The organism is Catenulispora sp. GAS73, assembly GCF_041262085.1.
In the GTDB taxonomy this organism is placed as follows: domain Bacteria; phylum Actinomycetota; class Actinomycetes; order Streptomycetales; family Catenulisporaceae; genus Catenulispora.
Window position 1 is genome coordinate 326,698 of sequence record NZ_JBGCCM010000004.1, and the last position, 25,427, is coordinate 352,124.

The 25,427-nt window shown below is 69.7% G+C and carries 19 protein-coding genes; 8 read left to right on the forward strand and 11 right to left on the reverse strand.

From position 1 onward, the window contains the following. Positions 1-2: 2 nt before the first annotated feature. A complete protein-coding gene (locus ABH935_RS08265) occupies positions 3-953 on the reverse strand; it encodes an ABC transporter ATP-binding protein (RefSeq protein WP_370377193.1) in 951 nt (316 codons plus the stop codon). Between the two features lie 199 nt (positions 954-1,152). Here ABH935_RS08265 and ABH935_RS08270 point away from each other — a divergent pair, with 199 nt between their 5' ends. After that, entirely contained in the window at positions 1,153-1,926 is a 774-nt protein-coding gene (locus ABH935_RS08270) for an aminotransferase class IV (protein WP_370377194.1), read from the forward strand. 75 nt (positions 1,927-2,001) lie between these two features. Here ABH935_RS08270 and ABH935_RS08275 read toward each other — a convergent pair whose 3' ends face one another. Next, positions 2,002-2,349, reverse strand: coding sequence for a hypothetical protein (locus tag ABH935_RS08275; RefSeq protein WP_370377195.1), 348 nt, complete (start codon positions 2,347-2,349; stop codon positions 2,002-2,004). A 227-nt stretch (positions 2,350-2,576) separates the two neighbouring features. Here ABH935_RS08275 and ABH935_RS08280 point away from each other — a divergent pair, with 227 nt between their 5' ends. After that, on the forward strand, positions 2,577-4,799 hold the full coding sequence (locus tag ABH935_RS08280; RefSeq protein ID WP_370377196.1) for a hypothetical protein: 2,223 nt from the start codon (positions 2,577-2,579) through the stop codon (positions 4,797-4,799). On the opposite strand, the gene ABH935_RS08285 is transcribed toward ABH935_RS08280, so the two are convergent. After that, positions 4,732-6,483, reverse strand: coding sequence for a hypothetical protein (locus ABH935_RS08285; protein ID WP_370377197.1), 1,752 nt, complete (start codon positions 6,481-6,483; stop codon positions 4,732-4,734). The two genes, ABH935_RS08280 and ABH935_RS08285, sit on opposite strands and share 68 nt — an antisense overlap. Positions 6,484-6,713: 230 nt before the next feature. On the opposite strand from ABH935_RS08285, the gene ABH935_RS08290 reads away from it, so the two are divergent. Beyond that, complete coding sequence (locus tag ABH935_RS08290) at positions 6,714-10,652, forward strand: kelch repeat-containing protein (RefSeq protein ID WP_370377198.1); 3,939 nt, start codon at positions 6,714-6,716, stop codon at positions 10,650-10,652. Positions 10,653-11,555: 903 nt separating this feature from the next. Here ABH935_RS08290 and ABH935_RS08295 read toward each other — a convergent pair. Beyond that, positions 11,556-11,918 carry a hypothetical protein gene (locus ABH935_RS08295; RefSeq protein WP_370377199.1) on the reverse strand — a complete coding sequence of 121 codons (363 nt, stop codon included), beginning with the start codon at positions 11,916-11,918 and terminating at the stop codon, positions 11,556-11,558. A gap of 188 nt (positions 11,919-12,106) precedes the next feature. Here ABH935_RS08295 and ABH935_RS08300 point away from each other — a divergent pair, with 188 nt between their 5' ends. Next, the gene (locus tag ABH935_RS08300) at positions 12,107-12,784 is read left to right on the forward strand and encodes a TNT domain-containing protein (RefSeq protein ID WP_370377200.1); all 678 of its coding nucleotides are present in this window, start codon (positions 12,107-12,109) and stop codon (positions 12,782-12,784) included. 88 nt (positions 12,785-12,872) lie between these two features. Here the strand turns inward: ABH935_RS08300 and ABH935_RS08305 are convergent, their stop codons facing one another. Beyond that, positions 12,873-15,194: an MMPL family transporter gene (locus ABH935_RS08305; RefSeq protein WP_370377201.1), complete on the reverse strand. Its 2,322-nt coding sequence runs from the start codon at positions 15,192-15,194 to the stop codon at positions 12,873-12,875. Between the two features lie 135 nt (positions 15,195-15,329). Further along, on the reverse strand, positions 15,330-16,004 hold the full coding sequence (locus ABH935_RS08310) for a dihydrofolate reductase family protein (protein ID WP_370377202.1): 675 nt from the start codon (positions 16,002-16,004) through the stop codon (positions 15,330-15,332). 181 nt (positions 16,005-16,185) lie between these two features. On the opposite strand from ABH935_RS08310, the gene ABH935_RS08315 reads away from it, so the two are divergent. Further along, the gene (locus ABH935_RS08315; RefSeq protein ID WP_370377203.1) at positions 16,186-16,947 is read left to right on the forward strand and encodes a methyltransferase domain-containing protein; all 762 of its coding nucleotides are present in this window, start codon (positions 16,186-16,188) and stop codon (positions 16,945-16,947) included. A 19-nt stretch (positions 16,948-16,966) separates the two neighbouring features. Here ABH935_RS08315 and ABH935_RS08320 read toward each other — a convergent pair whose 3' ends face one another. Both ABH935_RS08320 and ABH935_RS08325 read right to left on the reverse strand, forming a co-directional pair. Continuing rightward, a complete protein-coding gene (locus ABH935_RS08320; RefSeq protein ID WP_370377204.1) occupies positions 16,967-17,866 on the reverse strand; it encodes an alpha/beta fold hydrolase in 900 nt (299 codons plus the stop codon). 57 nt (positions 17,867-17,923) lie between these two features. Beyond that, on the reverse strand, positions 17,924-18,352 hold the full coding sequence (locus ABH935_RS08325; RefSeq protein WP_370377205.1) for a MerR family transcriptional regulator: 429 nt from the start codon (positions 18,350-18,352) through the stop codon (positions 17,924-17,926). 114 nt (positions 18,353-18,466) lie between these two features. Between ABH935_RS08325 and ABH935_RS08330 the strand changes: the two genes are divergently transcribed. After that, positions 18,467-19,831 (forward strand): MFS transporter, encoded by a 1,365-nt coding sequence (locus ABH935_RS08330; protein WP_370377206.1) that lies wholly within the window; start codon positions 18,467-18,469, stop codon positions 19,829-19,831. Between the two features lie 18 nt (positions 19,832-19,849). On the opposite strand, the gene ABH935_RS08335 is transcribed toward ABH935_RS08330, so the two are convergent. Next, complete coding sequence (locus ABH935_RS08335; protein WP_370377207.1) at positions 19,850-20,830, reverse strand: alpha/beta hydrolase; 981 nt, start codon at positions 20,828-20,830, stop codon at positions 19,850-19,852. A gap of 124 nt (positions 20,831-20,954) precedes the next feature. Between ABH935_RS08335 and ABH935_RS08340 the strand changes: the two genes are divergently transcribed. Next, entirely contained in the window at positions 20,955-21,434 is a 480-nt protein-coding gene (locus ABH935_RS08340) for a MarR family winged helix-turn-helix transcriptional regulator (RefSeq protein ID WP_370377208.1), read from the forward strand. Between the two features lie 127 nt (positions 21,435-21,561). Here ABH935_RS08340 and ABH935_RS08345 read toward each other — a convergent pair whose 3' ends face one another. Next, the gene (locus ABH935_RS08345; RefSeq protein ID WP_370377209.1) at positions 21,562-23,016 is read right to left on the reverse strand and encodes a hypothetical protein; all 1,455 of its coding nucleotides are present in this window, start codon (positions 23,014-23,016) and stop codon (positions 21,562-21,564) included. Between the two features lie 191 nt (positions 23,017-23,207). Continuing rightward, entirely contained in the window at positions 23,208-23,918 is a 711-nt protein-coding gene (locus ABH935_RS08350) for a hypothetical protein (protein WP_370377210.1), read from the reverse strand. Between the two features lie 120 nt (positions 23,919-24,038). Between ABH935_RS08350 and ABH935_RS08355 the strand changes: the two genes are divergently transcribed. Next, the gene (locus tag ABH935_RS08355; RefSeq protein WP_370377211.1) at positions 24,039-25,367 is read left to right on the forward strand and encodes an MFS transporter; all 1,329 of its coding nucleotides are present in this window, start codon (positions 24,039-24,041) and stop codon (positions 25,365-25,367) included. Positions 25,368-25,427 lie beyond the last annotated feature (60 nt).

Below are 25,427 nucleotides of genomic sequence, written 5' to 3' on the forward strand. Positions count from 1 at the left end.
CGTCAGGCCTCGGCCTTCTGCTCGGCGCCGGATTCGGCGCGTTGAGCGGCGGGGACGGCGGCGTGGTACTCGACGCTGTCCTTGGTGAGTTCCATGAACGCCTCCTCCAGGGAGGCCTGGACCGAGGTCAGCTCGTGCAGCCGGATCCCGTTGTCGAAGGCCAGGTCGCCGACCCGCTCCAGCGGCAGGTTCGCCACGTGCAGGGTGCCGCCGTCGGCGGTGACCCGGCCGCCGGCCGCCGAGACGAGTTCGGCGAGCTTGTCGGCGTGCGGGCTGCGCACCTTGACCTGCTGCTCGGAGTTGCGCTCGATGAACTCCGCGACGGTGCAGTCGGCGATCAGCCGGCCGCGCCCGATCACCAGCAGGTGGTCGGCGGTGTGCTCCATCTCGGACATCAGGTGGCTGGAGACGAACACGGTCCGTCCGCCGGCGGCGAGCGCCTTCATCAGGTTCCTGATCCACAGGATGCCCTCCGGGTCCAGTCCGTTGACCGGCTCGTCGAACATCAGCACCCGCGGGTCACCGAGCAGCGCCGCAGCGATGCCCAGGCGTTGCCCCATGCCCAGGGAGAACCCCTTGGACCGCTTGCGCGCCACCTCCGTCAGACCGACCATCTCCAGCACCTCCCCGACCCGCCGCGCGGGCAGGTCGTTGGTCTGGGCCAGGCACAGCAGATGGTTGTAGGCGGAGCGGCCGCCGTGGATGGCCTTGGCATCCAGCAGCGCCCCGACCTCCCGCATCGGATGATCCACGGCGCTGAACGGCTTGCCGTTCACCGTCACCGTCCCGGACGTCGGCGCGTCCAGTCCCAGGATCATCCGCATGGTGGTCGACTTCCCCGCCCCGTTCGGCCCCAGGAAACCGGTCACCTGACCGGGCCGGACGCTGAAGGACAGATCGTCGACGGCGAGTTTGTCGCCGTATCGCTTGGTGAGGCCCGTAGCCTCGATCATGACAGTCGCCTCCCGTTCGGCGGGCGGACCACGGCGTCGCGCCGGGCCCGGGGCTGACCGTAGCGCCGTCGAGCGGCGGCGAGCGTCCGACTGGGAGGGGAGAGGGTCGTACTCCGTGAGGATGAGGGGCGTCATCCTCCGATGTACCGCTGACGGCTCACCGCCGCTGCCGTCCGGCGTCGGTGGCTACTCTGAGCGGGTGCTCCACATCGAGATCGACGGCCGAACGCCCGACGCCGACCTCCTGACCGCCGCGCTGGTCAGCCAATACGGCCACTTCACCGCGATGCAGGTCCGCGATCACCGCGTCCGCGGCCTCGACCTGCATCTGGCCCGGTTGGCGGCGGCGACCGCCGAGCTCTTCGGCGTCGATCTGGACACCGACCTCGTCCGGCGCCGGGTGCGGCACGCCCTCACCGAGGAGTACGCCGACAGCGACGTGCGCATCCAGGTCCTGCGGCTGAACCCCACCGATCCGACGATTGTGGTCATCGCCCGACCGCCGGTCGACCCGCCGCGCGTCCCGTGGAGCCTGCGCAGCGTGCGCTACCAGCGGCCGTTGGCCCACATCAAGCAGGTCGGCGGCAGCTTCGGCCAGATCTACCACGGCCGTGCCGCCGAGGACGACGGCTACGCCGACGCGCTCCTGACCGCCGATGACGGCACTGTTTCCGAAACCTCCATCGCCAACATCGGGTTCTTCGACGGTACGGCGATCACCTGGCCGGACGCCCCGGCGCTCGACGGCATCACCAAGCAACTCCTGGAGCGCCACGGCCCGCGCGCGGGGCTGCCTTCGAAGACGGCGCGAGTGACGCTCGACGACGTCGCGACCTACCGCGCGGCGTTCGTGACGAACTCGCAGGGCGTCGCGCCGGTCTCGGCGATCGACGGGACGCCGCTGGCCGTCGACGACGACCTCATGACGACGCTCTACCAGGTCTACGAATCAGCGCCCTGGGACATCGTCTGACATCGCCGAAGCAGACCCGACCCGACATGACCCGACCCGACATAACCCGACCCGACGTGACCTGGCCCGAACCACCTACGCCCGATGCCCCCGCCGCCGCAAAACCCGCGGCGCGCCGACGTGCCGCGCGAACCCCAGCGCGCGCCGGGCGTCGTCCAAGCAGGTCCACCGCGGGTCGATCGGCGGGCTCTCGGCGAGGCCGACCACCTGCTTCAAACTCGCCTGGATCCGCCATCGGTTCCCGCAGCGACAGGCCACATCGACATGCGTCCCCGTCGCGGCGATCAGCCAGTCGGTGACCCGATGGCAGCGCGGACACTCGATCAGGCCCTGCATCTCCCGGCCGTCGCCGGACGGTGCGGATCTGACGTGCGCCCGATCCGCCACGCGCAACAGCGTCGTCGATTCCCACCCGACGGACACGGTGCCTCCCTCGTCGGCTCCACTCGTGCGTGTCGAGGACGACTCGACGTTCGCACAGCGGCGGGCTGCTGTCCACCGTACGGTCGTGGATCGTTGGTGGATGGTTATGGTGGACGGTTCGGGCGGACGGCTCGGCGCGGCCTTGCGGTCCGGCGGCGCGTGCCGACTAGGATCAGAACTCTGATCAGACACTCGCATCGCTCGGCGACGGGGAGAGGCGGTCCGCGGTGGAACCGACGACGTTTCTGGTGGCCGCCGGATTCAAGGCGCTGAGCGCGGCGGGCGGCGCGGTCGCCAAGCGGGTCGGCGAGGGCGTCGGCAAACCCGCCGGAGAGGCGATGGTCGACTGGATCAGCGCGCACAACGCGACGGCCGCCAAGCTGCTGAAGCGTAAGAAAGCCCTCAGCGACTCCGACGCCCGGGACCTCGCGCTGCTGGTGCTGCGCCAGGTCGACTCCGCCCCGGACTTCGCCGGCCTGCTGCGCGACTGGCTGGCGAACCTCATCGACGCCGAGCTCATCGGCCCGGAGTTCCAGCCGCGCCGCGCCGAGCCCGAGTACCCGCCGGACCCCCGGATCTTCGCCGACCGCGAGGCCGAGCGGGCCGCGATCGTCAACGCCGCCCACGCCGGGGGTGACATCGCCACGCTGTTCTACCTCGCGGGGCAGCCGAACATCGGCAAGACCGAGCTGGTCCGGCACTGGGTGCACCATCCGGAGACGCAGCACTTCGCGGACGGCATCTACTACGTCGACCTCAAGGCCCTGAGAGCCGGCGGCCCCGCGGACCCCGGCGCGGTCGCCGCGCGGCTCCTCTTCCAGATCGGGCTGGTGCCCTCGCTGATCCCGCTGGAGCCGGGCCGCGCCGTCGAGTGGTGGCGGCGGCTCACTCGGGGCCGCAGCCTGTGCGTGGTCTTCGACCACGTCACGCAGCCCGGCGAGGTCGAGCCGCTGCTTCCGGCCTCGGCGACGAGCATGGCGGTCGTGGTCGCCGACCAGAAGATCGCCGAGCTGCTCGGCGCCCGGACCGTGCACCACGAGCTGCGCGGCTTCGGGCCGGAGGCCGCGGCCGAGTACTTCCAGCAGGTCCTGGCGCCCGGCCAGCTCGATGACGACGACGCCCTGGAACAGGTGGTGCGCGCCTGCGCCGGCATCCCCGCGGTGCTGTGGATCGCCGCCGGGATCCTGGTGAGCGAACCCGGGAGCACCATGAGCGGCCTCGCCCGCCGCCTGGCCGACGGTGCAGCGGAGATCGACGAACTGCGCTCCGTCGGCGCGGGCGCGATGCGAGTATTCGACGAGTCCTACGCGCGCCTTTCCCCGGACGCCCAGCAGGCCTACCGCACGCTCGGCCTGCTGCCGGACCAGGGATCGGCGTTCGGAGCCGCCTGGCTCGGGGAAGTCTCCGGACTGGGACCCACGACGCGGCGCGCGCTCCTGGAACTCAGGGCTCGGTACCTGGTCGACGCGGCTCTGACCGGCCCGGACCTGTCGGCCAACCACGTGATCCGGATGCACGCACGGGAACTCCTCCAGCAGGCCGGGGAGTATTCGACCGCCGGGCACGAGGAGGCGCGCGTGGCCCTTCGTGACTGGTACGCGACCACGCTTCAGTACGCTGACACGGCCACTTCCCGCAACGATCCCCTCCGCTTGGCCAGAGTGCCCCTGGACGCCGCCGCGAATCCGTTCGCCTCGTCGGCGCAGGCCCTGACGTGGGTCGGGCAGCACGAGGACCGGCTGGTCGGCCTCATGAACGAGGCGTTCCTCGAAGAGGAGTACAACCTCGTGGTCCGGATGGCCGAGGCCATGCAGACCTACTTCGTCAACCGCCGCCCCGGCATGGCGTTCTTCGATGTGTACCAGCTCGCGACCACCGCCGCTCAGCGCCTCGGCGACAAGCGATACGAGGCCAGGATGCGGTGCCTGCTCTCGCGCCCGCTCCGCGAAGCCGGTCGGCTCGACGAAGCTCAGGAACAAGTGGACGCCGCCGCTGCGCTCGTCGCAGGACCCGCCGACACCTCCAGCGACGCGAAGCTGAAGGCCTCGGTGACGGAGTTCGTCGGACTCGTCGCGTTGGACAAGGGCGAGTCGGAGGCGGCCTACGACCTGTTCGGACAAGCACGGCGCGGACACGAGCAGATCGGCAACGACCGCGGCGTCGTGCTCATGTCGCAGCTGATGGGCCGAGCGCTCACCCGATCCGGAAAGTCCGGTCAAGCCGTCCCGATCCTGCAAGAGGCCCTGCGGCGGGTCGGCGCGAAGGACGACCGCCTGCACGGTCGGCTCTGGCTCGACCTCGCTGAGGCGCAGCTCGACGTCGGCGACGGCGCGGGCGCCGCACAGACAGCCGAGAACGCCATGCCCTTCCTCCGAGATCAGCTCATGTCGCAGGACATGGAGACGGCGAAGATGCTGCACGCACGGGGACTGTCGCTGTCCGGCGACTGACCGAGATCCGCAGCTCCGGCCCGAGGGGCCGACGCGCCTGGAACACGATCGCGTGGGCCGCGGCCGCGATGACGCGCGGGTCGAAGCCGGGTGGCAGGCGGTCGGTGACGGCTTCGAACGTCCCCTGGCCGCGCACCGTGAGGACTACGCGGCCGGGATGCACGACCGCTCGCACGTAGGCGGCAGGGTAGTCGGCCAGGTCGATCTCCGCCTCGAAGGCGGCTCCGGCCTCGCTGCCGGCCGTGGTGTCAGCATGCTGAATCAGCACCGTCGCCGCACGGACCAGCCGAGGGTTCGGGTCGAAGACGTCCGCCAGCAGCCGGGCCTTCCCCGAGCCGGCGTCCGGCGGCGACCACGGCGCGGGCCATCGGAGAATCGCCACCTCGTCCGCGTCGATCTCGGCTTGGAAGTACCAGGACGTCGGCGCCGAGTCCGGACGCGACGGCACAGGCACCGCCGCCGACATCCGGCTCCGCTCCGGTGCGGGCAGGTCCATCAGGCGGTAGGCGACCGTCGTGATCCGATCGAGCGACCGGCCCTGGTGGTCGAACGAGCGTGCGGCCAAAGCCTCGGCCTGCTCGGCCACCGGACCCGCGCTTCGGCCGGCGGCCTCGATCAGCGCCTCGACCTGCGGCCAGACCGGCTTCTCGGCGGCGAACCCGGCGGTCGTCCCGGTCAGCGCGGCCATCGGCGTGTCGGGGGCGATCTCCTCCCAGCTGAAGCAGGCCAATGCGGTCGGTCGGCCCAGTGCCGCCGCGTAGAGCGTCACCGATCCGTGGTCGCCGATCACCGCGTCGGCGGCGACGACAGCGGCCCGCCACTCGTCGTCCGGTGACAGCAGCATCAGCCCGCGGTCCAGGGCCGGCCGCAGCCAGCGCCGGACCTGCTGTTCGGAGTGCCAGGCCCGCACCGCCGGGTGCAGGACCAGGGCCACGCGGTAGTCGTCCCAGGGCAGATCGGCGGTGAGCCGCTCGACCAGGTCGGGATGCCGCGCGAACAGTGATGCCGGACCCCAGGTCGAGCTCACGACGAGCAGGCGTTCAGGTCCCAGGCCGAAGGCGGCGCGGTACTGCGCGCGGCGATGCCTGCTGGCCAGAAGCCGGTCCCAGCACGGGTCGCCGATGATCTCGGCGCGCGGCAACGCCGGCGGGCACTGCTCGGCCAACCGGCGCGCGTCGTCCGGATGCGGCAGGCCGATCGCGGCCGGAACGACGCGGCCGTCGTGCAGCAGTTGGTCCGGCGCCATGCCCAGCACCGGCGCCGTGCCGTCGGGTGTCAGACGTCTGCTGTGGCCGACGCCGTGCGGGACCACGAAGACCGGGGCGGACAGGCGGTGCAGCGGACCGTTCGCGCTGGCGGCGAGGGCCAGGTCCCACGGCTCGTCGGCGGCGCGGTCGAAGGGGAGGGCGGTCACGCCGGAGGCCGCGAGCTGGTCGGGCACCTGGGTGCCGAAGGCGGACCCCGCGTCGTAGGCGAAGGTCACACTGACCCGGCGGTCGCCGTCGAGGACCGCGAGCAGATCCAGAACCCGGCGCGTGGCCGGCACGGTGCGCGCCACGGCCAGGACTCGCCGGTCCACGGTCAGGGTCGGACGCGGCACGGCCTCAAACGCCGGCCTCATGTCCGGTGTCCGGTGTCCGGTGTCCGGTGTCCGGTGTCCGGTGTCCGGTGTCCGAAAGATCATGCATTCTACCCTAGTCGCCCTGCGGACGCGGCGCGTACCTCGTCGCGCCCCGATTCGCGCTGGCGCCGCCATCGGTCACGCCAATCGCTTGCGCCATCAGGGTATTGGGATGCATGTTCTCCGTATGCCCGTCAGGATCCTGTCAAGGCGGGCACTGTCATGCAGCCGTGGATCGCGCGGAATCATCGGCGCTTCGGTGACGACCCGGCCAGGAAACAGCAGGGAGATTCATGTTCCGCATGGTTCCATCAGGGCGTCGCGCGCCACGGCGAGGTGGTTTCGTCGCGGTGCTGTCCGCCGCCGCGTTGGCGGTGGGCATGTCGGCGCCCGCCGCGACCGCCGGCGCGGCCCCGAAGACCACCGGGGATTCCGCCGCCGGCACTCCGACCTACCAGTCCGTCTGCGGCGTCCCGAAGCCGGGGACGTTCTCGTGCTTCGCGTTGCGCCGCACCGACGTCAAGCAGTCCACCCACGCGCAGACCGGCACCGCAGCCCCGGCCGGCTACGGCCCGGCCGATCTGCGAAGCGCGTATTCCCTGCCGTCCGACGGCGGATCAGGCCAGACCATAGCCATCGTGGACGCCTACGACGACCCGACCGCCGAGGCCGATCTGGCCACCTACCGCCAGCAGTTCGGCCTGCCCGCCTGCACCAGCGCCGGCGGCTGCTTCCGCAAGGTCGACCAGACCGGCGGCACCCAGTACCCGCCGCCGAACGGCGGCTGGGCCGGGGAGATATCCCTGGACCTCGACATGGTCTCCGCCATCGCGCCGAACGCCCACATCCTGCTCGTGGAGGCCACCGACCCCAGCAGCACCAACCTCGGTGTGTCCGTGGACGAGGCAGTGGCACTCGGCGCCAAGTTCGTCTCGAACTCCTACGGCTCGGAATACACCTCCGTCCCCGGCTCCGGGGAGGACCCGTCCGACCCGAGCCAACTGGACCCGTACTACGACCATCCCGGCGTCGCCGTCATCGCCTCCTCCGGCGACTCCAGCTACGGCGTGGCGTACCCCGCAGCCTCGCCCTACGTCACCTCCGTCGGCGGCACGAACCTGACCCGCGCCCCGGGCACGACTCGCGGCTGGCAGGAGTCGGCGTGGTCCGGCGCCGGATCCGGCTGCTCGCTCTACGAGCCCAAGCCGGCCTTCCAGCACGACGCCGGCTGCGCGCAGCGGGCGGTTGCCGACGTCTCCGCCGTCGCGGACCCGAGCACCGGCGTGGCCGTCTACCAGAGCGGCGTCTGGAGCGTCTTCGGCGGCACCAGCGTGGCCACTCCGATCATCGCCGGCGTCTACGCCGACGCGGGCACTCCGGCCGCCGGAACCAACCCCAACTCCTATCCGTACACCGCGGGTACGGGCCTCAACGACGTCGCCATCGGCACCAACGGCGGTTGCACGGTCGCCTATCTGTGCAACGCCACGTCCGGCTACGACGGTCCGACCGGCCTGGGCTCCCCTGATGGGCTCCAGGCGTTCCGCACCGGCCCGCACGGCACACTGACCGGCACCGTCAAGGACCGCCGCGCAGACCGACCGATCGTCGGCGCCGAGGTGAGCGACGGGACCGACGTGACTCGCACCGACTCTCAGGGCCATTACTCGCTCGCTCTGCCCGCCGGACGTCGCGACCTCACCGTCACCGCGTACGGATACAAGACCGGCAGCGCCACCTTGAACGTCGAGGCGGGAACCACCGCTACGAAGAACGTCGCGCTGACGCAGGTTCCCAGCGAGACCGTCTCAGGGACTGTCACCGACGGTTCCGGCCAGGGCTGGCCGCTGTACGCGGAGGTCAGCGTCAACGGCGACCCCAATCCCGTCTGGACGGATCCGCGAACTGGCCGCTACACGCTGACCTTGCCCCAGAACAGCGACTACACCCTTAACTTCGCACCGGCGACGCCTGGCTATGACGCGGTCACCAAGACCGTGCATGTCGCCCGATCTCCGCAGTCGGTGAACGTGGCAGCGACCGCCGACCCTTGGCAGGCCACCGCGCCCGGCTACAAGCTCACCCTGACCGGATCCACCGAGACCTTCGACTCCACCACGTCCGCACCCGCCGGCTGGAGCGTGGTAACCGCCGCCGGCACTCCCGCCGGCTGGCAGTTCGACGATCCCGGCCAGCAAGGCAACCAGACCGGCGGCAGCGGCGGATTCGCGGTCGCCGACACCAACCAGAATTTCTTGAGCAGCTTCAACACCGCGCTGGTCACCCCGGTCTACGACTTCAGCCACGACACGCGTCCGGAAATCGCGTTCGACACCATGTGGTGGGACAACCCGTACTACCAACAGATCGACGTGCAGGCCAGCGCCGACGGCGGTGCCACGTGGAGCACCGTGTGGACTCCGGACTCTGAGATCAATGCCGGCGAGTACATCGTCACCAACACCCACATCGACGTTCCGCTCACCGCCTATGCCGGCAAGTCGTCGGTGCAGCTGCGCTTCCAGTACATCACCACGCGCTATGGCAAGTACTGGGGGATCGACGACGTCTTCGTCGGCCAGCGCGACTTCACGCCGATCGCCGGCGGTGTGGTCGTCGGGACGGCGCGCGATGCCAACTCCGGGCAGGGGGCCGTCGACGCTGCTGTCGCCGACCAGGACGATCCGTCGGTGCGGACGCAGACCGTCGCCAACCCGAACGATCCTTACCTTCCGGCTGGGTCGTTCTCGTTGTTCGTCCCAGGGCTGGGAAAGCATGTGCTGACTGCTGCGAAGGTCAACTATGTCAGCGCTGCGCAGACCGTGAACGTGCGCGCGAACAGTGCCGTCGCGGCGAACTACTGGCTCAAGGCCGGGCAGTTGGAGGTCCGTCCCGGTTCGATTTCGGCGTCGGTGGAGCCGGGTGGGCACACGCGCAGAACGCTGACGGTCACCAATACGGGGAGTGCGCCGGCGACGCTGTTGATTGGGCAGCAGGCTGACACTGCCTCAGCGTCGGCTATCGCACCGAATACGGCTCAGAGTGCTCCGCTCCAGCGCATTCTGGGGAGCTATGCGATGGGGCACATTGCGGGAGCACCTCAAGCTCAAGCTCAGGCTCCTGGCACCAACCACACGGCGCCGTCCCAGCCCGACGCGTGGCAGAACGCACAGTCGTTCCCCGGCGTCGTGATGGACGACGTTGCAGATGCCTACAACGGTCAGGTCTACGCGGGCTTCGGAGACGCCGGGCTGTCCTTCGGCGACGACACCAGTGGCAACCTCTATGCTCTCAACCCGACAGCCAACACTTGGACTCAGCTCGCCTCGGCCGCTGATGGCCGCCAAGCGCCCGGGCACGGCGTCATCGGCGGCAAGCTCTACGTCTCCGGCGGCTGGACCGCCACGGGGACCGTGGATACGAAGCTGGAGATCTACGACATCGCCGGCAACACCTGGACCACCGGCGCGTCGGAGCCCACGCCGTACGCCGGAGCTGGCAGTGCCGTCCTCGACGGCAAGCTCTATCTCGTCGGCGGCTGTGCGAGCACTACGTGCGGAACCACGGACGTCTCCGCCTACGACCCGGCGACCAACACCTGGAGCCATACCGCTCCGTACCCCGAAGCGATCGCCTGGACCTCCTGCGCCGCCATCAGCGGCAGGCTCTACTGCGCCGGCGGCACCAACGCCGGCGGCGCGAACATCGCCCACACCTACGTCTACGACCCGGCCACCGACAGTTGGTCCGCGCTGCCCGACATGCCGACCCCACTGTGGGGCGCGGCGTACGCGGGAGCCGACGGGATGCTGGTCGTCTCAAGCGGCGTCACCACCGGGAGCGTCCTGACCAACCAGGGTGAAGCCTTCGACCCGAGCACCGACACGTGGCGGGCCCTGCCGAACGCCACCACGGCCACGTACCGCGGCGCCGGAGCTCTGGGCTTCTACAAGCTCGGCGGTTCCTCCACCGGTATCTCGCCGACCACGGACGTGGAACACCTGCCGGGGTACGCGGTGGACCCGAGCGCGACCGTTCCCTGGCTGACCGAGAGCGCCACGCGGTTGACCCTGCAACCCCACGAGCGGAGGACCGTCACTGTCACTTTGGACGCGAGCGCGTCGCAGAGCACTGAGCCGGGGACCTACACGGCCGGGCTCGTTTTCGGGAGCAGTACCCCTTATGCCATCCCGTCCGTCGCGGTGACTTTGACGGTCGCGGACAAGGGTTAAGGGGGCTCGGGCAAGGGTTCGACATCGTCGGCGGCGTGCCGGAGCCAGGTCAAGTCAAGGACTGAGTCAGGGCTCGGGCACGTTGTCTAGACCTGTGGCGGGGATTACGTTGCGGCACAGCGGGGCGGCCGGTCTCATCTGTTGGCCGGCCGCCGATTCCCTATTCCAGGACGGAAGGCTCGTGGCATGCCGCGAGTCCGTCGTCCCCTTGCCATGGAAAGGAGTCCGAGTGGACACGATTCGCTCGGCGTCACGCATGCGGTTCGGGTGGACCGCACGGTTTGCGGCGCTCGGTGCTGCGGCCGCGTTGGTCTGGGGCGGGCTGAGCGGGGCGGTCTGGTCTTTCGGCGTTCCTGCTCTGTGTGGGGTGGCGCGTGCTATACCTATATGTAAGGGGCGATAATTCCCTAACAAAATGCCGCCACGCCCGACTCGCACACCTGGCTGCGTCGGCGGCTGCCGGTTTTCGTGTTCACGATCGCGCACAGGTCCGAGTCACTGCGCACACGTTGCGTAGGCGGCAATCGTCGGGCGTGGTGGGCACCTTGAGGCCTCCGGCGGGCGCTCTACAGCGAGGGGGCGACCCGTGCGTCCGGCGGTTTGGCGGCGGCCCGCGACTGGTCGGCTTTCTATCCGCTGTTGCCTGCGTTGCGCTGGTTGGTGGCGGTGTTGCTTGTGGTCGCCGAGGTTCTGTGCCCCTCGCCACGTCGTCGCCTTACGGAACCAGCCCGGTTTGGTGGCGTCAAGCCGCATCACACCTGCTGTGGTCCGGCTTCGTCCGGCTGGACACCACCAAACCGGCCAGGTTGGCTTCGCCCGCCGACGCGGCGAGGGACCCAGAACCAACACCCCGCATGGTCCGGTCGGACACGACGAACCGCGCCGCCGGCTCGGGCGCGGGCCTTACGGAGCTATCCCGGAGCAGTCGAGGCCGCCGGTGGTGTCCCAGCTGGCGCCGGTGCTGTCGGTCACGGTGAGGTCCACTGCCGACTGGCGGTTGACGTCGCATAGGCCGATCATGACCTGGCTGTTGGCTCCGTTCCTGATGACCGCGTTGTAGATGGGGGTCCAGGAGTATGCATAGGGTGCTGTTCCGCCGGAAACTGTGGCGACGCATACGAAATGGCCGCCTCCGCTGCTGGAGCAGGACGCTGTGGCGTCCAGGGCGGTGGCGTGTGCTGGCGTGGCGACGGTGAACGCGGTGGCGGTGAGGAGTGCGGCGAGCGGGACGGTGGCGCGGCGCGTCCTGCGGCGTGCTGCGGGCATGGTGGCCTCCCGGGGGGGTGTGGGTCAGGGCTCTGTTTCACTGGTGATGCTGCATCGGGGGTGCCCGGGTGGCAAGGGGTGTCGTCGGGGTTTTCCCCGAGTCGGCGTGCGTTGCGATGACGTCTTTCGAGTGACGTTGGCCGGGTTGGGCATTGACGGCCGGGCTGTATCAGGCTTCTGTGATCCGCATGCGTAGAACCCTTCTGGCACTCGTTCTGGCGGCCGCGGGCTTGGTCGCCGCCGCTGTGCCCGCGTCCGCCGCCGTGTCCACCGCGGGTAGTACCTCCGTCGCGTCGGCGGCGAGCCTGGCCGAGAGCTGCTCCTCGGACTTCTTCGACGGTGATCCGCGGCTGGGGCCGAACACGCTGCCCGAATGGGGGCCCGTCGGCTTCGAACTGTTCGGCTACCGGCGCACTGGTGGCCTGGCGGCGTCGCAGTTCCTCGCGACCTACTACAACCCGGCGGCCAATGGCGGCTCGGGAGGGTGGATCTACCCGCCGGACAACGGCTACGTGATAGCGCCCGACGGCCAGCCGGTGGAGTTCCAGCTGACGGTGCCGGCCGGTACGGACATGGACCGGTTCGGTAGCGAGTACGGGTCCTTCCTGGCGCCGGCGGGCCTTCCCTACGCCGCGCGCTCCATTCCGCCGCAGAGCCTTGACAGCAACCCGGCCGCCGCCTGCAACTACCACGACTACCAGGTGCTGAAGCCCTTCACTGTGGACGCCGGCCCGATCGCGGCGTGGTTCGCGCAGCCCGGCGGCGGTCTCCAGTACCAGCTGGACAGCAAGCTCGTTCCCGGTGCGCCTTCCCAGCTGAACGTGATGTGGCTGGTCAACAACGGCTATCTGGGCCGGATCGGCTGAGCGGTCGGAGCGATACGCCGTCGCAAGAAACTGCGAGAAGGGCTCGGCTGGGTCATCCCAGCCGAGCCCTTTGTATTACTCCGGTCGGCTACCGCTGTTGGCCGGCTTCGATCCGCACCGGGCCGCCGACAGCCTCCGGTCGGAGCGCCGCTCCCGGGGTCACAGCTCGTCGGCCGCGCCGCCAGTTGCGCTCGCCGAGCAGGATCATCACCGTCGGTAGCAGCACCACTCGGATTACCGTGGCGTCCAGCAGGATCGCGACGGCGAGTCCCACGCCGAGCTGCTTGAAGTCCTGCATGTCGAGGGTGCCGAAGACCGCGAACACCGCCACCATGATCGCCGCGGCGCTGGTGATGGCGCCGGCGGTGGCACGCAGGCCGTGCGCGACCGCGTCCTTGGTGCTCAGTCCGCGGTCGCGGGCCTCGCGGATCCTGGAGACCACGAACACGTGGTAGTCCATGCTCAGGCCGAACAGGACCACGAACACGAACAGTGGGATCCACGACTCCAGTGCGCCGACGGGCTTCGTGCCGACCAGCCCCGCGCCCCAGCCGTGCTGGAAGACCGCGACCATCACTCCGTAGGCCGCCGCCGTGGACAGCAGGTTCAGCACGATCGCGGTGGCCGCGATCACCCAGCTCCGGAAGGCGAAGAGCATCAGCAGGAAGGTCACGGAGACCACGAACACGAACACCGGCAGCAGACTGCGGTCCAGCTGGCGGTTGAAGTCGGTGCTCAGGGCCAGCGAGCCGCCGGTGGCCGCGGTGGTGTGCGGGATGGCGCCGAAGGTGTGCGGGACGATGGTGTCGCTGATCTCCCTGATCGCCGAGACGGCCTGGGCGTCCGCGTCTCGGCCGGCGACCGGGAACAGGATCTTGAGGACGTGCTGCGCGGGGTACGGCGTCACCTGGACCGGCCCGGAGCCGAGCGCGCCGACTGCGGCGGCCTGGGTCTTGAACGCCTCGACAGCCTGGGTGACGGCGGGGGCGGCCACGTCAGGGGTCTGCACCACGATCATGCCCGGCGACGGACTGGCCGGGAACTCGGCGCTGATCTCGTTGTAGGTCTGGACCAGCGGGCTGCTGGACGGCAGGAGTTGGTTGACGCCCAGCGACTGCGTCTTCATGCCGAGTGCGGGGATCGCGAGGACGACCAGGGCGCCGGTGGCGAGGGCGGCGAAGGACTTGGGGTGGTTGAGGACCTTGGCCATGGTCGCGTTCCAGATGCGACCGGGCTTCGCGGCGGTCGGCTGGGCCAGGCTGACCGGCTGTGCCAGGCCGGCCGGGTGAGCCGGGCTGCCCGGGTAAGCCTGGCCGGCAGCGTAAGCCGGGCCGGCCGCTCCAGTCTGGCGCCCCGACCGGTGCCGCCGGTTCTTGCGCCGTCCCCAGTCGATCCGGTCGCCGAGCATCGACAACAGCGCCGGGAGCACGGTGACCGAGCCGAGCATCGCGATGGCCACCACCAGGATGGACGCGAGCGCGAAGCCGTCGAAGATGTGCATGCCGGTCAGGAACATCCCGGCCATCGCGACCATCACGGTGATGCCGGAGACCAGTACCGAGTGCCCTGATGTGGCCGCGGCGACGTTCAGCGCCTCCTGCGGGCTCCGTCCGGCCGCGCGCTCCTGGCGCTCGCGGCGCAGGTAGAACAGGCAGTAGTCGACGCCGACCGCCAGGCCCATCAGCAGCATCACCGAGGTCGAGGTCGAGGCCACCGGGATCGCGTGCGAGACGAGGTCGAGGAGCCCGAGCGCGGCGACGAACGCGGTCACCGCCAGCAGTACCGGGAGCACGGCGGCGATCAGCGCACCGAAGGCGACCAGCAGGATGCCGAAGGCCAGCGGCACCGCGGTCCACTCGGCGCGCTTGAAGTCCTTGCCCAGCGAGTCGTTCAGCCACTTCTGGCCCGAGGCGTCGCCGAACTCGTCGAACTTCATGTCAGGGTTCTGTGCCCGGACCTTCGCGACCGCGTCCAGGATCGGCTGCGCGTGGTCGGACGCCTTGTCGGGGGCCCCGACGACGTCGAAGACGACCAGCGCGTAGTGCCCGTCCTTGGAGATCAGGCCGGCGTTGTAAGGGCTCTGAATCGGCGCGCTCTGCCCGGTGCTCTGCACCCCGGAGACCACCGCGTTCACGGCCGTCCGGAAGGACGGCGTGTCAGCGGTCTGCGAGGCACTGTGTACCAGCACCATCTCCGAGGCCGGGTCCGACAGTCCTGCGTTCTGCAGGATCTGCAGCGCCTGGGCCGAGGAGCCGACGCCGTTCTGCGCGTCGGTCAGCCCCTGCTGCCCGACGGCCCCACCGACCACCGTCGCCAGAACCACGAACAGGAGCCAGCCGAACACGGCCGTCTTCCGATGCCTTGCGCTCCAGCCGCCTAGCGCGGCGGCGACGCTGCGTTCGCGAGCCATCGTCTCTCCTACCCCCTCCGGGACCACCGGTGCGGGTCACCGGTACGTCCTCAAAGGTAGAAAAGACCAGGTCAGCGAGACATAGGGCTAGGTGGTGTCTTGACGGTGTAACTAGGTACACCTCTAAGAGGCCTGTTAGGCCCCGTGCGCGTCCCGGTCCCTGGGGCGTCGCTGGAACGTCAGGTGCACGACTCCGCTCGGGCTCGCCACCGTCTCGATGTCGAATCGCTCCTCGACCCCTTCGAGCCCGTCCCAGAGCCGGACGCCGCGCCCCAGCACGATCGGCACGACCACCAGGTGCATCACGTCGATCAGGTCGGCGGCCAGGAACTCCCGCACGGTGGTCGGCCCCCCGCCGATGCGGACGTCCAGATCGCCGGCCGCCTCCTGCGCCACCCGCAGCGCCTCCTCGGGCGTCGCGTCGAGGAAGTGGAAGGTGGTGCCGCCCTCCATCGTGAGCGGGGGGTGCGGGTGGTGGGACAGGACGAAGCACGGGGTGTGGAACGGCGGCTCGGCGCCCCACCAGCCCTTCCAGTCGTCGTCGTCCTTCCACGGGCCGGTCTGCGGTCCGAACTTGGCGCGGCCCATGATCTCGGCGCCGACTCCTTCGTTCCACCTGGCGGCGAAGGCGTTGTCGACGCCGACGCCGCCCCCGGCCGGACCGAACATGGCACGGAAGGTGCTGGTGGCGAGGAACCACTTGGTCAGCCGCTGGCCGGCGGTGCCGAACGGGGCCTCGAAGGTCAGGTCCTCACCGGTTCCGAAGCCGTCCAGGGAGATCGAGAAGTTGTGGACGCGGACCAGGGGCATCGCGGTGGCTCCTTGCTGTGCTGGGGTGCAACCTCGCCGACTCTAGTGAGACCCGGGTCAAAAAGGGGTTTGGCGCGCCGCGCCGGTCGGAAATCGCCTGCGGCGGTTCCGAGGTCGCCCAGTCGGCACCCGCCTCGTAGGCTGCTCGCGTAGCCGGCCTGAGGTATGGAGGTACGTTGAGATGAGTGAGCGACGGCCACCTTCGGCTGAGGACTTCGATCAGTGGTACGCGAACATGGCCGTCACGTCGTCGGGGGACGAGGTCAAGCGGCGGTTCCTGGGGCTGCCCGCGCACGTCCTGTCGTCGAGCCTGCTGGCGTGGGACGGCCTGGCCGAGGTGGTCGAGGCGTTGCGTCTGCGGCCCGGGGATCGGCTGCTGGACCTCGCGTGCGGACGCGGCGGATACGGCCTGGAGATCGCCGCGCGGACCGGCGCGACGCTGACCGGTGTCGACTTCTCCCGTGAGGCGATCACCCAGGCCGAGGGGCTCGCGCGGCAGCGCGGCATCGACGCCGAGTTCCGGGTCGGCGATCTCGCGGACACCGGCCTGCCGGCCGCTTCGGTCGAGGCCGTCGCGTGCGTCGACTCCATCCAGTTCAAGCCGGACGTCGCCTCGTTCCAGGAGATCCACCGGGTGCTCGCCCCGGGCGGCCGCGTCGCGCTCACGACGTGGGAGGCTCTCGACCGCACCGATGAGCGTGTCATGAAGCTGATCCGCGTGGTCGACACCGAGTCGGCACTGAAGCAGGCCGGGTTCGTCGACGTCGAGGTCCGCGACCGTCCGGAGTGGTGTTCGACCGAGCGGGCGCTGTGGGAGGAGGCTGAGAGCCTCGACCCGGGCGACGACCCCGCGCTGCGGTCGCTCCACGACGAAGCGGTCCGCGTGCTGCCCACTTTCGACCTGACCCGCCGGGTGCTCGCGACCGCGAGCGTGGGGGAGTGAGCCAGGTTCACGCCATCGATCACACGAAGAACTCGGTGAACTGGTCGATGACCGCCTGCGGCTGCTCCTCGACGAAGTAGTGACCGGTGTCCGGCACCACCACGACCTCCACATCAGTCCCCTGCGTCGGCAGCGTCGCCTGCATCTGCGGGGCGAAGGCGGGGTTGACCATCCCCAGCAGCGGCACCGTCACCTTGCCGTAGCCGGCCAGGTCGGCGATGTCCTGCTCGAAGGTCTGGTACCAGCCGTTGCCGCCGCGGATGCCGTCCGGGGCGTTGTAGGCGTGCGCGTAGATGGCGCGGTCCAGGGGCGTGACCGCGTCCTGATTCAGTAGCAGGTTGTCGAACATCCAGTCCACGATGTACCGCGCACGGCCCGCCACCAGTTCCTCGGGCAGCCCGGCCACCTGGTTGAACGCGAACCACCAGGGATGGAACGGCGCGCCGGCCTGCGGCAGCATCGGGATCTGGTAGTAGCCCGGGTTCGGGTGCACGACGTCGAGCATCGCCACCCGCCGCGCGGCCTCCGGGTGGTTGACGGCGAAGGCGAAGGCCACCATCGAGCCGATGTCGTGGCCCGCGACGTCCGCCTGCTCGTAGCCCAGGGCCCTGATGAAGCCGTGCACGTCGCCGGCCATCGTCTTCTTGTCGTAGCCCCCAGTCGGCTTGTCCGAACCACCCATGCCCCGCAGATCCAGGGCTATCACCCGGCGCCCGGCCGCGGCCAGCGCCGGCATCACCTTGTGATACTCCCACCACGTTTCCGGCCAGCCCGGCAGCAGGATCAGCGGCGCCCCCTCCCCGCCGGCCACGTAGTGCAGGCGTAGGCCGTCGACGGTGACGTATTCGCTGGTGAACCCGGCCCCCAGGGAACCGGCCAGCTCGGCGTCGTCGCCGACGGCAGCGGGGTTCAGCGTCACGGTTCTGTCTCCTCGGTGGGTGAAGGGATCTTTATCAGAGTCCTGCGTTACCGGGACTCAAGCTACCCCACCTTGTCGACCGTCGGTGTAGATCCCCGCGGTGGCGCCGGTCCGCTGGTGCTCCTCGTAGATGGCGATCTTGTGGCGGATGGCTTCGAGGTTCTCCGCGAGCGCCAGCTGCTTGGCGATCACCGCCGCCTCGTGCTCCCGCAGCATCTGGAGCCGGCCGCTGTAGTCGTCGGGGCGCGTGCGGATGAGGTCGGCGAACTCCTTGATCTGGGCCAGCGGCATGCCGGTGTCGCGCAGGCGGTTGCACAGCTGGAGCCACTGGAGGTCGTCGGGGCTGTAGACGCGGTGGCCGCCGGCGGTGCGGGTGGGTGCGTGCAGGAACAGGCCTTCGCGTTCGTAGAAGCGCAGGGTGTGCACGCTCAGGCCGGTCGCCGAGGCGACCTGCCCGATGGTGAGTCCGGCTGCGGGCGGTGTCATGACGAGCCCTCTCGATAGCGATCCAGAGCGTTGGTGCCCCAGCCCGATATTGACCTAGAGCAAGCTCTAGTTTCTAGGGTCCTTCACGTAACCAAGCGAACGTGAGGTGAGAGCGTGACAGGACAGAAATTCGGCAAGCCGGCGGCCCGGCGCGAGTGGGGCTGGATCGTCGCGGCCCTGGTCGCCCTGCTGGCGACGCCGGTGTCGATCGCGGGCGCGGCGATCACGCTGCCACGAATCGGGGCCACGCTGGGAACCGACCCGGCCGGCCTGCAAGGAGTCGTCGACGCGTTCAACTTCGCATTCGCGACGGCCACCCTCGCCTGCGGCCCGCTGGCCGACCGCCTCGGACGGCGCCGCGTCCTCCTCGGTGGGATACTTCTCGTCGTCATCGGGAGCCTCGGCGCGGCCTCGGCCGTATCGCTCCTCACGCTCGATCTCGCGCGCCTCGTGGCCGGGGCGGGCTGCGCCGCGGTCTTCGTCGGCACGACGTCCCTGCTGTCCGCGAGCCTCAGCGGCGCCGACCGTGCCCGGGCGTTCACAGCGCTCGGCGTCGTCCTCGGCTGCGGTCTGGCGTTCGGGCCGGCCGTCTGCGGCCTGCTCGTGACGATCGGCGGGTGGCGGGCGGTGTTCGTCACCATCGCGGTGGTGACGGCCGCGTCGGGGATCGCGAGCATGCTCCTGAAGACCCCCGACGAGGTGACCTCCGCCGGCGCCGAGCGAGACGGATTCCTGGTCGTCCTGCGCAACCGCCGGTTCCTCGGCTTCGCCCTGATCCCGGTCGCCGGGGCGTTCGGCTACGTCGCCCTGCTGACCTACCTTCCGGTGGCGCTGTCCGCCGTCAAAGACATCGCCGCCGACCAGGCGGGGGTCATCATGCTGCCGATGACGGTCCCGACCGTCCTGGCCCCGCTGGTCGCGCCGCGCCTCGCCAAAGCCGTCGGAGGACCGGCCCGCCTCATGGTCGCCGCGACGGCCCTGCTGGCCGCGGGGACCCTGCTCCTGCTCCCAGCGCTGACGCCGACAGCGCCGGACGGAGCCCTCATCCCCGGCATGCTGCTGCTCGGATGCGGATTCGGGCTCCCCATGGGAATGGTCGACCGCGAAGCCATCGGCTCGGTCCCCGACGACCAGTCAGGCACCGCGGCGGGAGCGATGAACTTCCTCCGCCTCGGAAGCGAAGCGGTGGTGATCGCGGGGTTCGGGGCGGGCATTGCCCAAGCGATCGCCGCCAACCTGCACGACACGGCGCTCGCCGCTCGGGTCGCCGCCGGTGGATACCTCAGGCCCCGGTCCTACGCGGATGCGTTCGAGCTGCTCTCGGCGGTGATGGCGCTGTGCACCATCGCAGTGCTCCTCATCAGCGTGCGGCTTCTGCGGCGCCGCCCCACACGACGCCTCCAGAAGCCGCTGCCGGCGGCAGACGACGACTCATCGAACGCTGCCGTACTCACCCGATCGCATGCGTCCAATACGTAATAGCCGCAGGCACTGGCCTCAGTTCGTCCCGAGCGCCGTCCGCAGCACCGCGACGGCCTGGTTGATCGCACCCTCGGCGGCGTGGGTGCCGCGCAGGGCGTTGAGCATGACGAAGTCGTGGATGACGCCCTGGTAGCGCACCGCCGTCACCGGCACGCCGGCCGCGCGCAGCTTGTTCGCGTACGCCTCGCCCTCGTCCCGCAGCACGTCGGCCTCGCCGGTGACGACCAGCGCCGGCGGCAGCCCGGCCAACTGCTCGGCCGAGGCGCGCAGCGGGGAGGCGGTGATCTCGGCACGCTGCGCCGGGTCGGTCGTGTACTGGTCCCAGAACCACTGCATCGCGTCGCGCCGCAGGAAGTAGCCCTCGGCGAACTGGTGGTAGGAGGCGGTGTCGAAGCTCGCGTCGGTCACCGGGTAGAACAGCACCTGCTGTACCAGCGGCAGGCCGCCGCGCTCCTTGGCCATCAGGGTCAGTGCCGCAGCCATGTTGCCCCCGACGCTGTCGCCCGCGACCGCGATGCGGGTGGCGTCCAGGCCCTTGGCCGCGCCGTCGGTGACGACCCAGCGCGCGACGGCGAAGTTCTGCTCGATCGCGACCGGGTAGCGCGCCTCCGGCGACAGGTCGTACTCGGGGAAGACGACGGCGGCCCGCGCCCCGACGGCCAGTTCGCGCACCAGGCGGTCGTGGGTGTGGGCGTTGCCGAACACCCAGCCCGCGCCGTGGATGTAGACGATGACCGGCAGCACGCCGGTGCTCCCGGCCGGCTTGACGATCCGGGCCCGGACCGTGCCGGTCGGCCCGCCGCTGACGGTGACCCACTCCTCGTCGACGGCCGGCTTCTCGATCTCGCCGGACTGCACGTCGTCCACGGCCTTGCGGCCCTCGACCGGGCCGAGGTCGAACAGGTAGGGCGGGTTGGCGGTGGCGGCGGCGAACTCGGCGGCGGCCGGCTCCAGGACGGGGGCGGGAGCGGGGGCGGTGGGCACGTACTCGGACATGACTGGCTCCTTGTGCTTCGCTTCGGTGAGCGGGAAGCTCACATCCGCAAGACTAGTGCGCGATTACATCGCCCACAAGTTAAGTGCTCACGAGGGGATCGCCTCCAGAGCTATGCTGGTTGTCATGAACACCGCACGAACGGTGAACGACGCTCCCGCCCCGGACCCGGGCTTCTCGATGCTGCTGGACGACCAGCTCTGCTTCGCCCTGTACGCGGCCTCGCGCGCCGTGACCCAGCGCTACCGCCCCCTGCTCGACGAGCTGGGCCTGACCTACCCGCAGTACCTGGTGCTGCTGGTGCTGTGGGAGCACGGCGCGGTCCCGATCAAGGACATCGGCGCCGCCCTCCACCTCGACTACGGCACCCTCACCCCGCTGATCAAGCGCCTGGAGGCCAACGGCCTGGTCCGCCGCGAACGCGTCGCGGACGACGAGCGCACGGTCCAGGTCAGCCTCACCGAGCAGGGCGAGGACCTGCGCACCCGCGCCGCCGACGTGCCGGCCGCGATCGGCGCGGCGATGGCGCTGACCCCGGAGCAGTTCGACGAGGCGAAGCGGCTGCTGCGGCTGCTGGCGGACAACGTGTCGGGCGGTTCGGTCTGATCCGCCTCTGCCAGGACCGTTTCCGGCCGTCGAGCCGGTTGCCGGTCTCGGTATGCACCAGCAGAGCGGCCGAATCCCTGTCAGGGTCCGGCCGGGAGCGAACCGTGGCGAATCAGAGTGCGGCGAATCAGAGTGCGAACAGCCAGAACCACTGGTTCTGATCCCCGGTGTTGCAGGGCGCCGTCGTGAGCCACTGCTGGTTGCCCTTGCCGGCCAGGCAGGTCCCGGTCTGCTTGTTCTTCAGCACCCCGTAGCTGTTGTTGCCGGGGACGCTGGTGAGGGACCACTGCTGGTAGTCGGCCACCAGGTGCGCCTTCAGGCCGGCCACGCCGCCCCAGTCGTCGGAGATGGTCACGTTGGCGTTGTTGCCAGGGTCGGCCTGCAGGACCTTCGTGCCCGCGCTGTCCGGCTGGTCGTTGGACTGGATGACCAGGTTGTAGTCGCCGATGCCGGTGCCGGCGTAGAGCCAGACCGTCCAGGCCTGGTCGTTGTTGTGCAGGGTGGGCCAGATCTCCACCTGCTGACCGTCGGTGAAGTGGTCCTGGTACAGGTCGACCGAGGCGTTGGCCGCGTAGTTGAGGATGTTGGTCGTCTTGATCTGCGTCGACACCAGCGACTTGGAGGGCGACGGCGTCGACGGCGGGGGAGCGGCGGGCTTGGAACTGGAGGCCGGTGCCGGCGGGGCGCTGCTGGATGTGGGGGCCGGAGGCGCTCCTCCGGACGTCGGCTTCGGCGATGGTGTCGGCGACGGGGTGCTGGACGGCGCTGATGGCGTCGGCTGGATGACGATCACCTGCGGCCCGGTCGCGGCGGCGGGTTGCGGTGAAGCCTGTGTGCTGGAGGCGAACGAGGGGTGGATCCCGAACCACAGTGCCAGCACAGCTGCGGCGGCTGCGGCGAAGAACATCAGCAGTCGTTGAAGCCAACGCGGCAGTAGCGCCGATTGCAGATACGTGCCTTGCAGGCTGACCGGTTGTCCCAGGCCTGAGGGGGTGACAGTGATGTTGTATTGGTGCCGGGCTTTGACGCCGAACCACAGCAGTCGTCCGGGTCGGACGGCGAATTTGCTGAATTGTGCGCGTCCGGGTTGGAGTCGCAGGGCTGGGGTGCGGATGTCGATGTGCAGGTTGGTGTTGTTGGAGGTGGTGGTTACGGCGGCGCTGGTGGCGATGTTGCTGTAGTTGTCGACGGCGAGTCGTACGCGGCCGCGGTGCCAGCCTCGGGTGGTGGCCGGTACGAGTTCGGCGCGTAGGTCGGCGAATTCTGCGACGCGCAGGATGCCTTCGATGGCGAAGGTGTTCTCGCGGTCTTCGCGTGGGGTGACTTTTACCGCGTAGGGCTGTGGGCCGGCTTGGGCTTCGGAGCTGCGTGGCGGTGTGAAGGTGAGTTGTGCGGTGCCGGTGGTTCCGGGGTACAGGCGCAGGGTCTGTGGTTCGACGACGGCCCATTGTCCGGGGTCGCCGGTGGCCTGCAGGTGGTATTCCTCGACGATGTCGCCGGTGTTGCGCACGGTGATCGTCACCGTCGCCTCGCCACCCGGTTCGACGTCCGCCGTCACCGGGTTCACATCAACCCACACCATCCGCTGCTTCCTGCCGGCCCACCTGCCCCGAGCCCGCCTGCGAACACCGGCCGGGCAACCTTGTCCGGACACCTTACGGGCCGGTCAGGCGCGGTAGAACGCTGCGTTGAGAATCCCGGACGGATGGTCCCGGCACGACGCTCGTTCGGGCAGCGGCCAGTGCCCTCGTGTCCATCCCCGCGGATGTCTTATCAATACCCGCTTACGGCCGGCCGAGCCTCCAGGCGTTGAGGGAACGACTCCTCGGCGCCGGGCCGCAGCAACGGCGAACCCTCTTGCGCCGCCGCATACGCGAGATCCCAATTGAGGCCGCCATCGCTATTGAGCAGGTCCTGCCGGAAGTAGTCCTTTCTTTGGTCCAGGAGGATGTCCGGCTTCATCCCGTCCCACCATCCCAGGCTGTTGGACGTCACCGTGCGAACGCCGCGATGTGCGAATGCCGGTGTTTGGCCGTCGAGGACGAGCACCGGCGTCTCCAGCTCGCCCTGCACGTCGAGCATGGCGTTCTCGTCTCCCCACCTGCCGAAGCACGCCTGGGCGATGCGCGCGGAACCCTCCACGATCACGCGGGCGCCGCTCTCGAAGAACAGCGTTTTCGCGCGCAGGTCTCCGGTGACGACGATCAGCCCTGGGATGTAGTCGTCCGTGCAGAAGCGGACGTGGTCCGACGTGACGAGGTCTCCGTTGACGACCACCATGAACGGGCCGCCGTCGGTCTCCACGGGCTCGTCGGTCGACAGACCTTCCGGATAGAGCCGCACCGATCCGGACTGCTCCGCGGCCTCCCGGCCGTCCACATCGTCCAGGAACGTGAGCTCGTCGTCGAGCCACGGACGGGTGGTACCGAATCTGGCGAGCAGGCCGGCTGTCGTGGCCGGCTCACCTTCCTTGTCGAGTCGCACGATCGTCTCCCCTCGGACCGGTGGCATCGCGTCTCCGGCCGAGTATCCCGCCCAGCCGCTCCCGATCTTTATTTAGTACGCTTAAGCAAATAAAGCTGGGCAGCGGAAGGCCGTCGTCGTATGAGCATCATCAACGCCGGACCGGTTACGACCTCGCAATCCGTCCGGCAGCGGACCTTCTCCTCGCTCAAGGTGCCCAACTACCGCCTGTACATGACCGGCCAGTCGATATCCCTGGTCGGCACGTGGATGCAGATGACCGCCCAGTCCTGGCTGGTCCTCACCCTCACGCACTCCAGCACCGCCCTGGGCCTGGTCGTCGCGCTCCAGACGCTGCCCGTCCTGCTCTTCGGCCCCTACGGCGGCGTCGTCGCCGACCGCGCCGACAAGCAGCGCCTCATGGTCATTCTGCAGACCGCGATGGGGATCCAGGCGCTCGTGCTCGGCCTGCTCACTGTCTTCGGGGCGGTCAGCTTCTGGGAGGTGTGCGCGCTGGCCGTGGTCCTGGGCATGAACAACGCCTTCGAGAACGCCACGCGCCAGTCGTTCGTCCGGGAGATGGTCGGGCGCGACGAGTTGCGCAACGCCATCACCCTGAACTCGGTGATGGTGAACGCGGCGCGCGCGATCGGGCCGGCCGTCGGCGGTGTGCTGATCGCGGTGGTCGGCATCGGGGTCTGCTTCCTGTTCAACGCGGCCAGCTTCGTCGCGGTCGTGGCTTCGTTGCTGCGCATGGACCGCTCCGCGCTCCAGCCGAGCCCGCCGACGCCGCGGGCCCGCGGCCAGCTCCGCGAGGGTCTGCGCTACGCCGCCGCGACGCCGGCGATCGCGATCCCACTGGCGATGATGGGCCTGGTCGGGCTGCTGGCGTACGAGTTCCAGGTCTCGCTGCCGGTCTTCGTGGAGCGCACGTTCCACGGCGGCTCGGTCGCCTTCGGCTTCATGACCTCGGCGATGGGCGTCGGCGCCGTCGTCGGCGGCCTGGTCACCGCCGCCCGCGGCCGCACCGGCGTGCGCCCGATGATCATCGCCTCGACCGGCTTCGGCGTGTCGATGCTGGCCGCCGCCTACGCGCCGGTGTTCGCGCTGTCCTGCGCGGTGATGCTGCTGGTCGGCTGGGCCAGCGTCTCGTTCATCGCGATCGGCAACTCGACGATCCAGCTGACCTCGGACCCGGAGAAGCGCGGCCGGATGATCGCGCTGTGGCAGGTGGCGTTCCAGGGCACGACGCCGATCGGCGGCCCGCTGGTCGGCTGGGTGATCGCCCTGTCCGACCCGCGCTCGGGGCTGGCGGTCGGCGGGGTGTCGTGCCTGGTGGCCGCCGCCGGGGGACTGGCCCTGGCCCGCCGGGTGGCGGCGCGTGGCGGGCTAAGCACCTCCCGATGCTGCGAAGAATCAGATCAATCCAACGAGCCGGCGGCGAAATTGCCCGCAAAAGCCCGGGATTGATCTGGTTCATCGTGGCCGTAGCCGCCTCTTGTGACAAATGAGTTGCATTAATTCGACGAT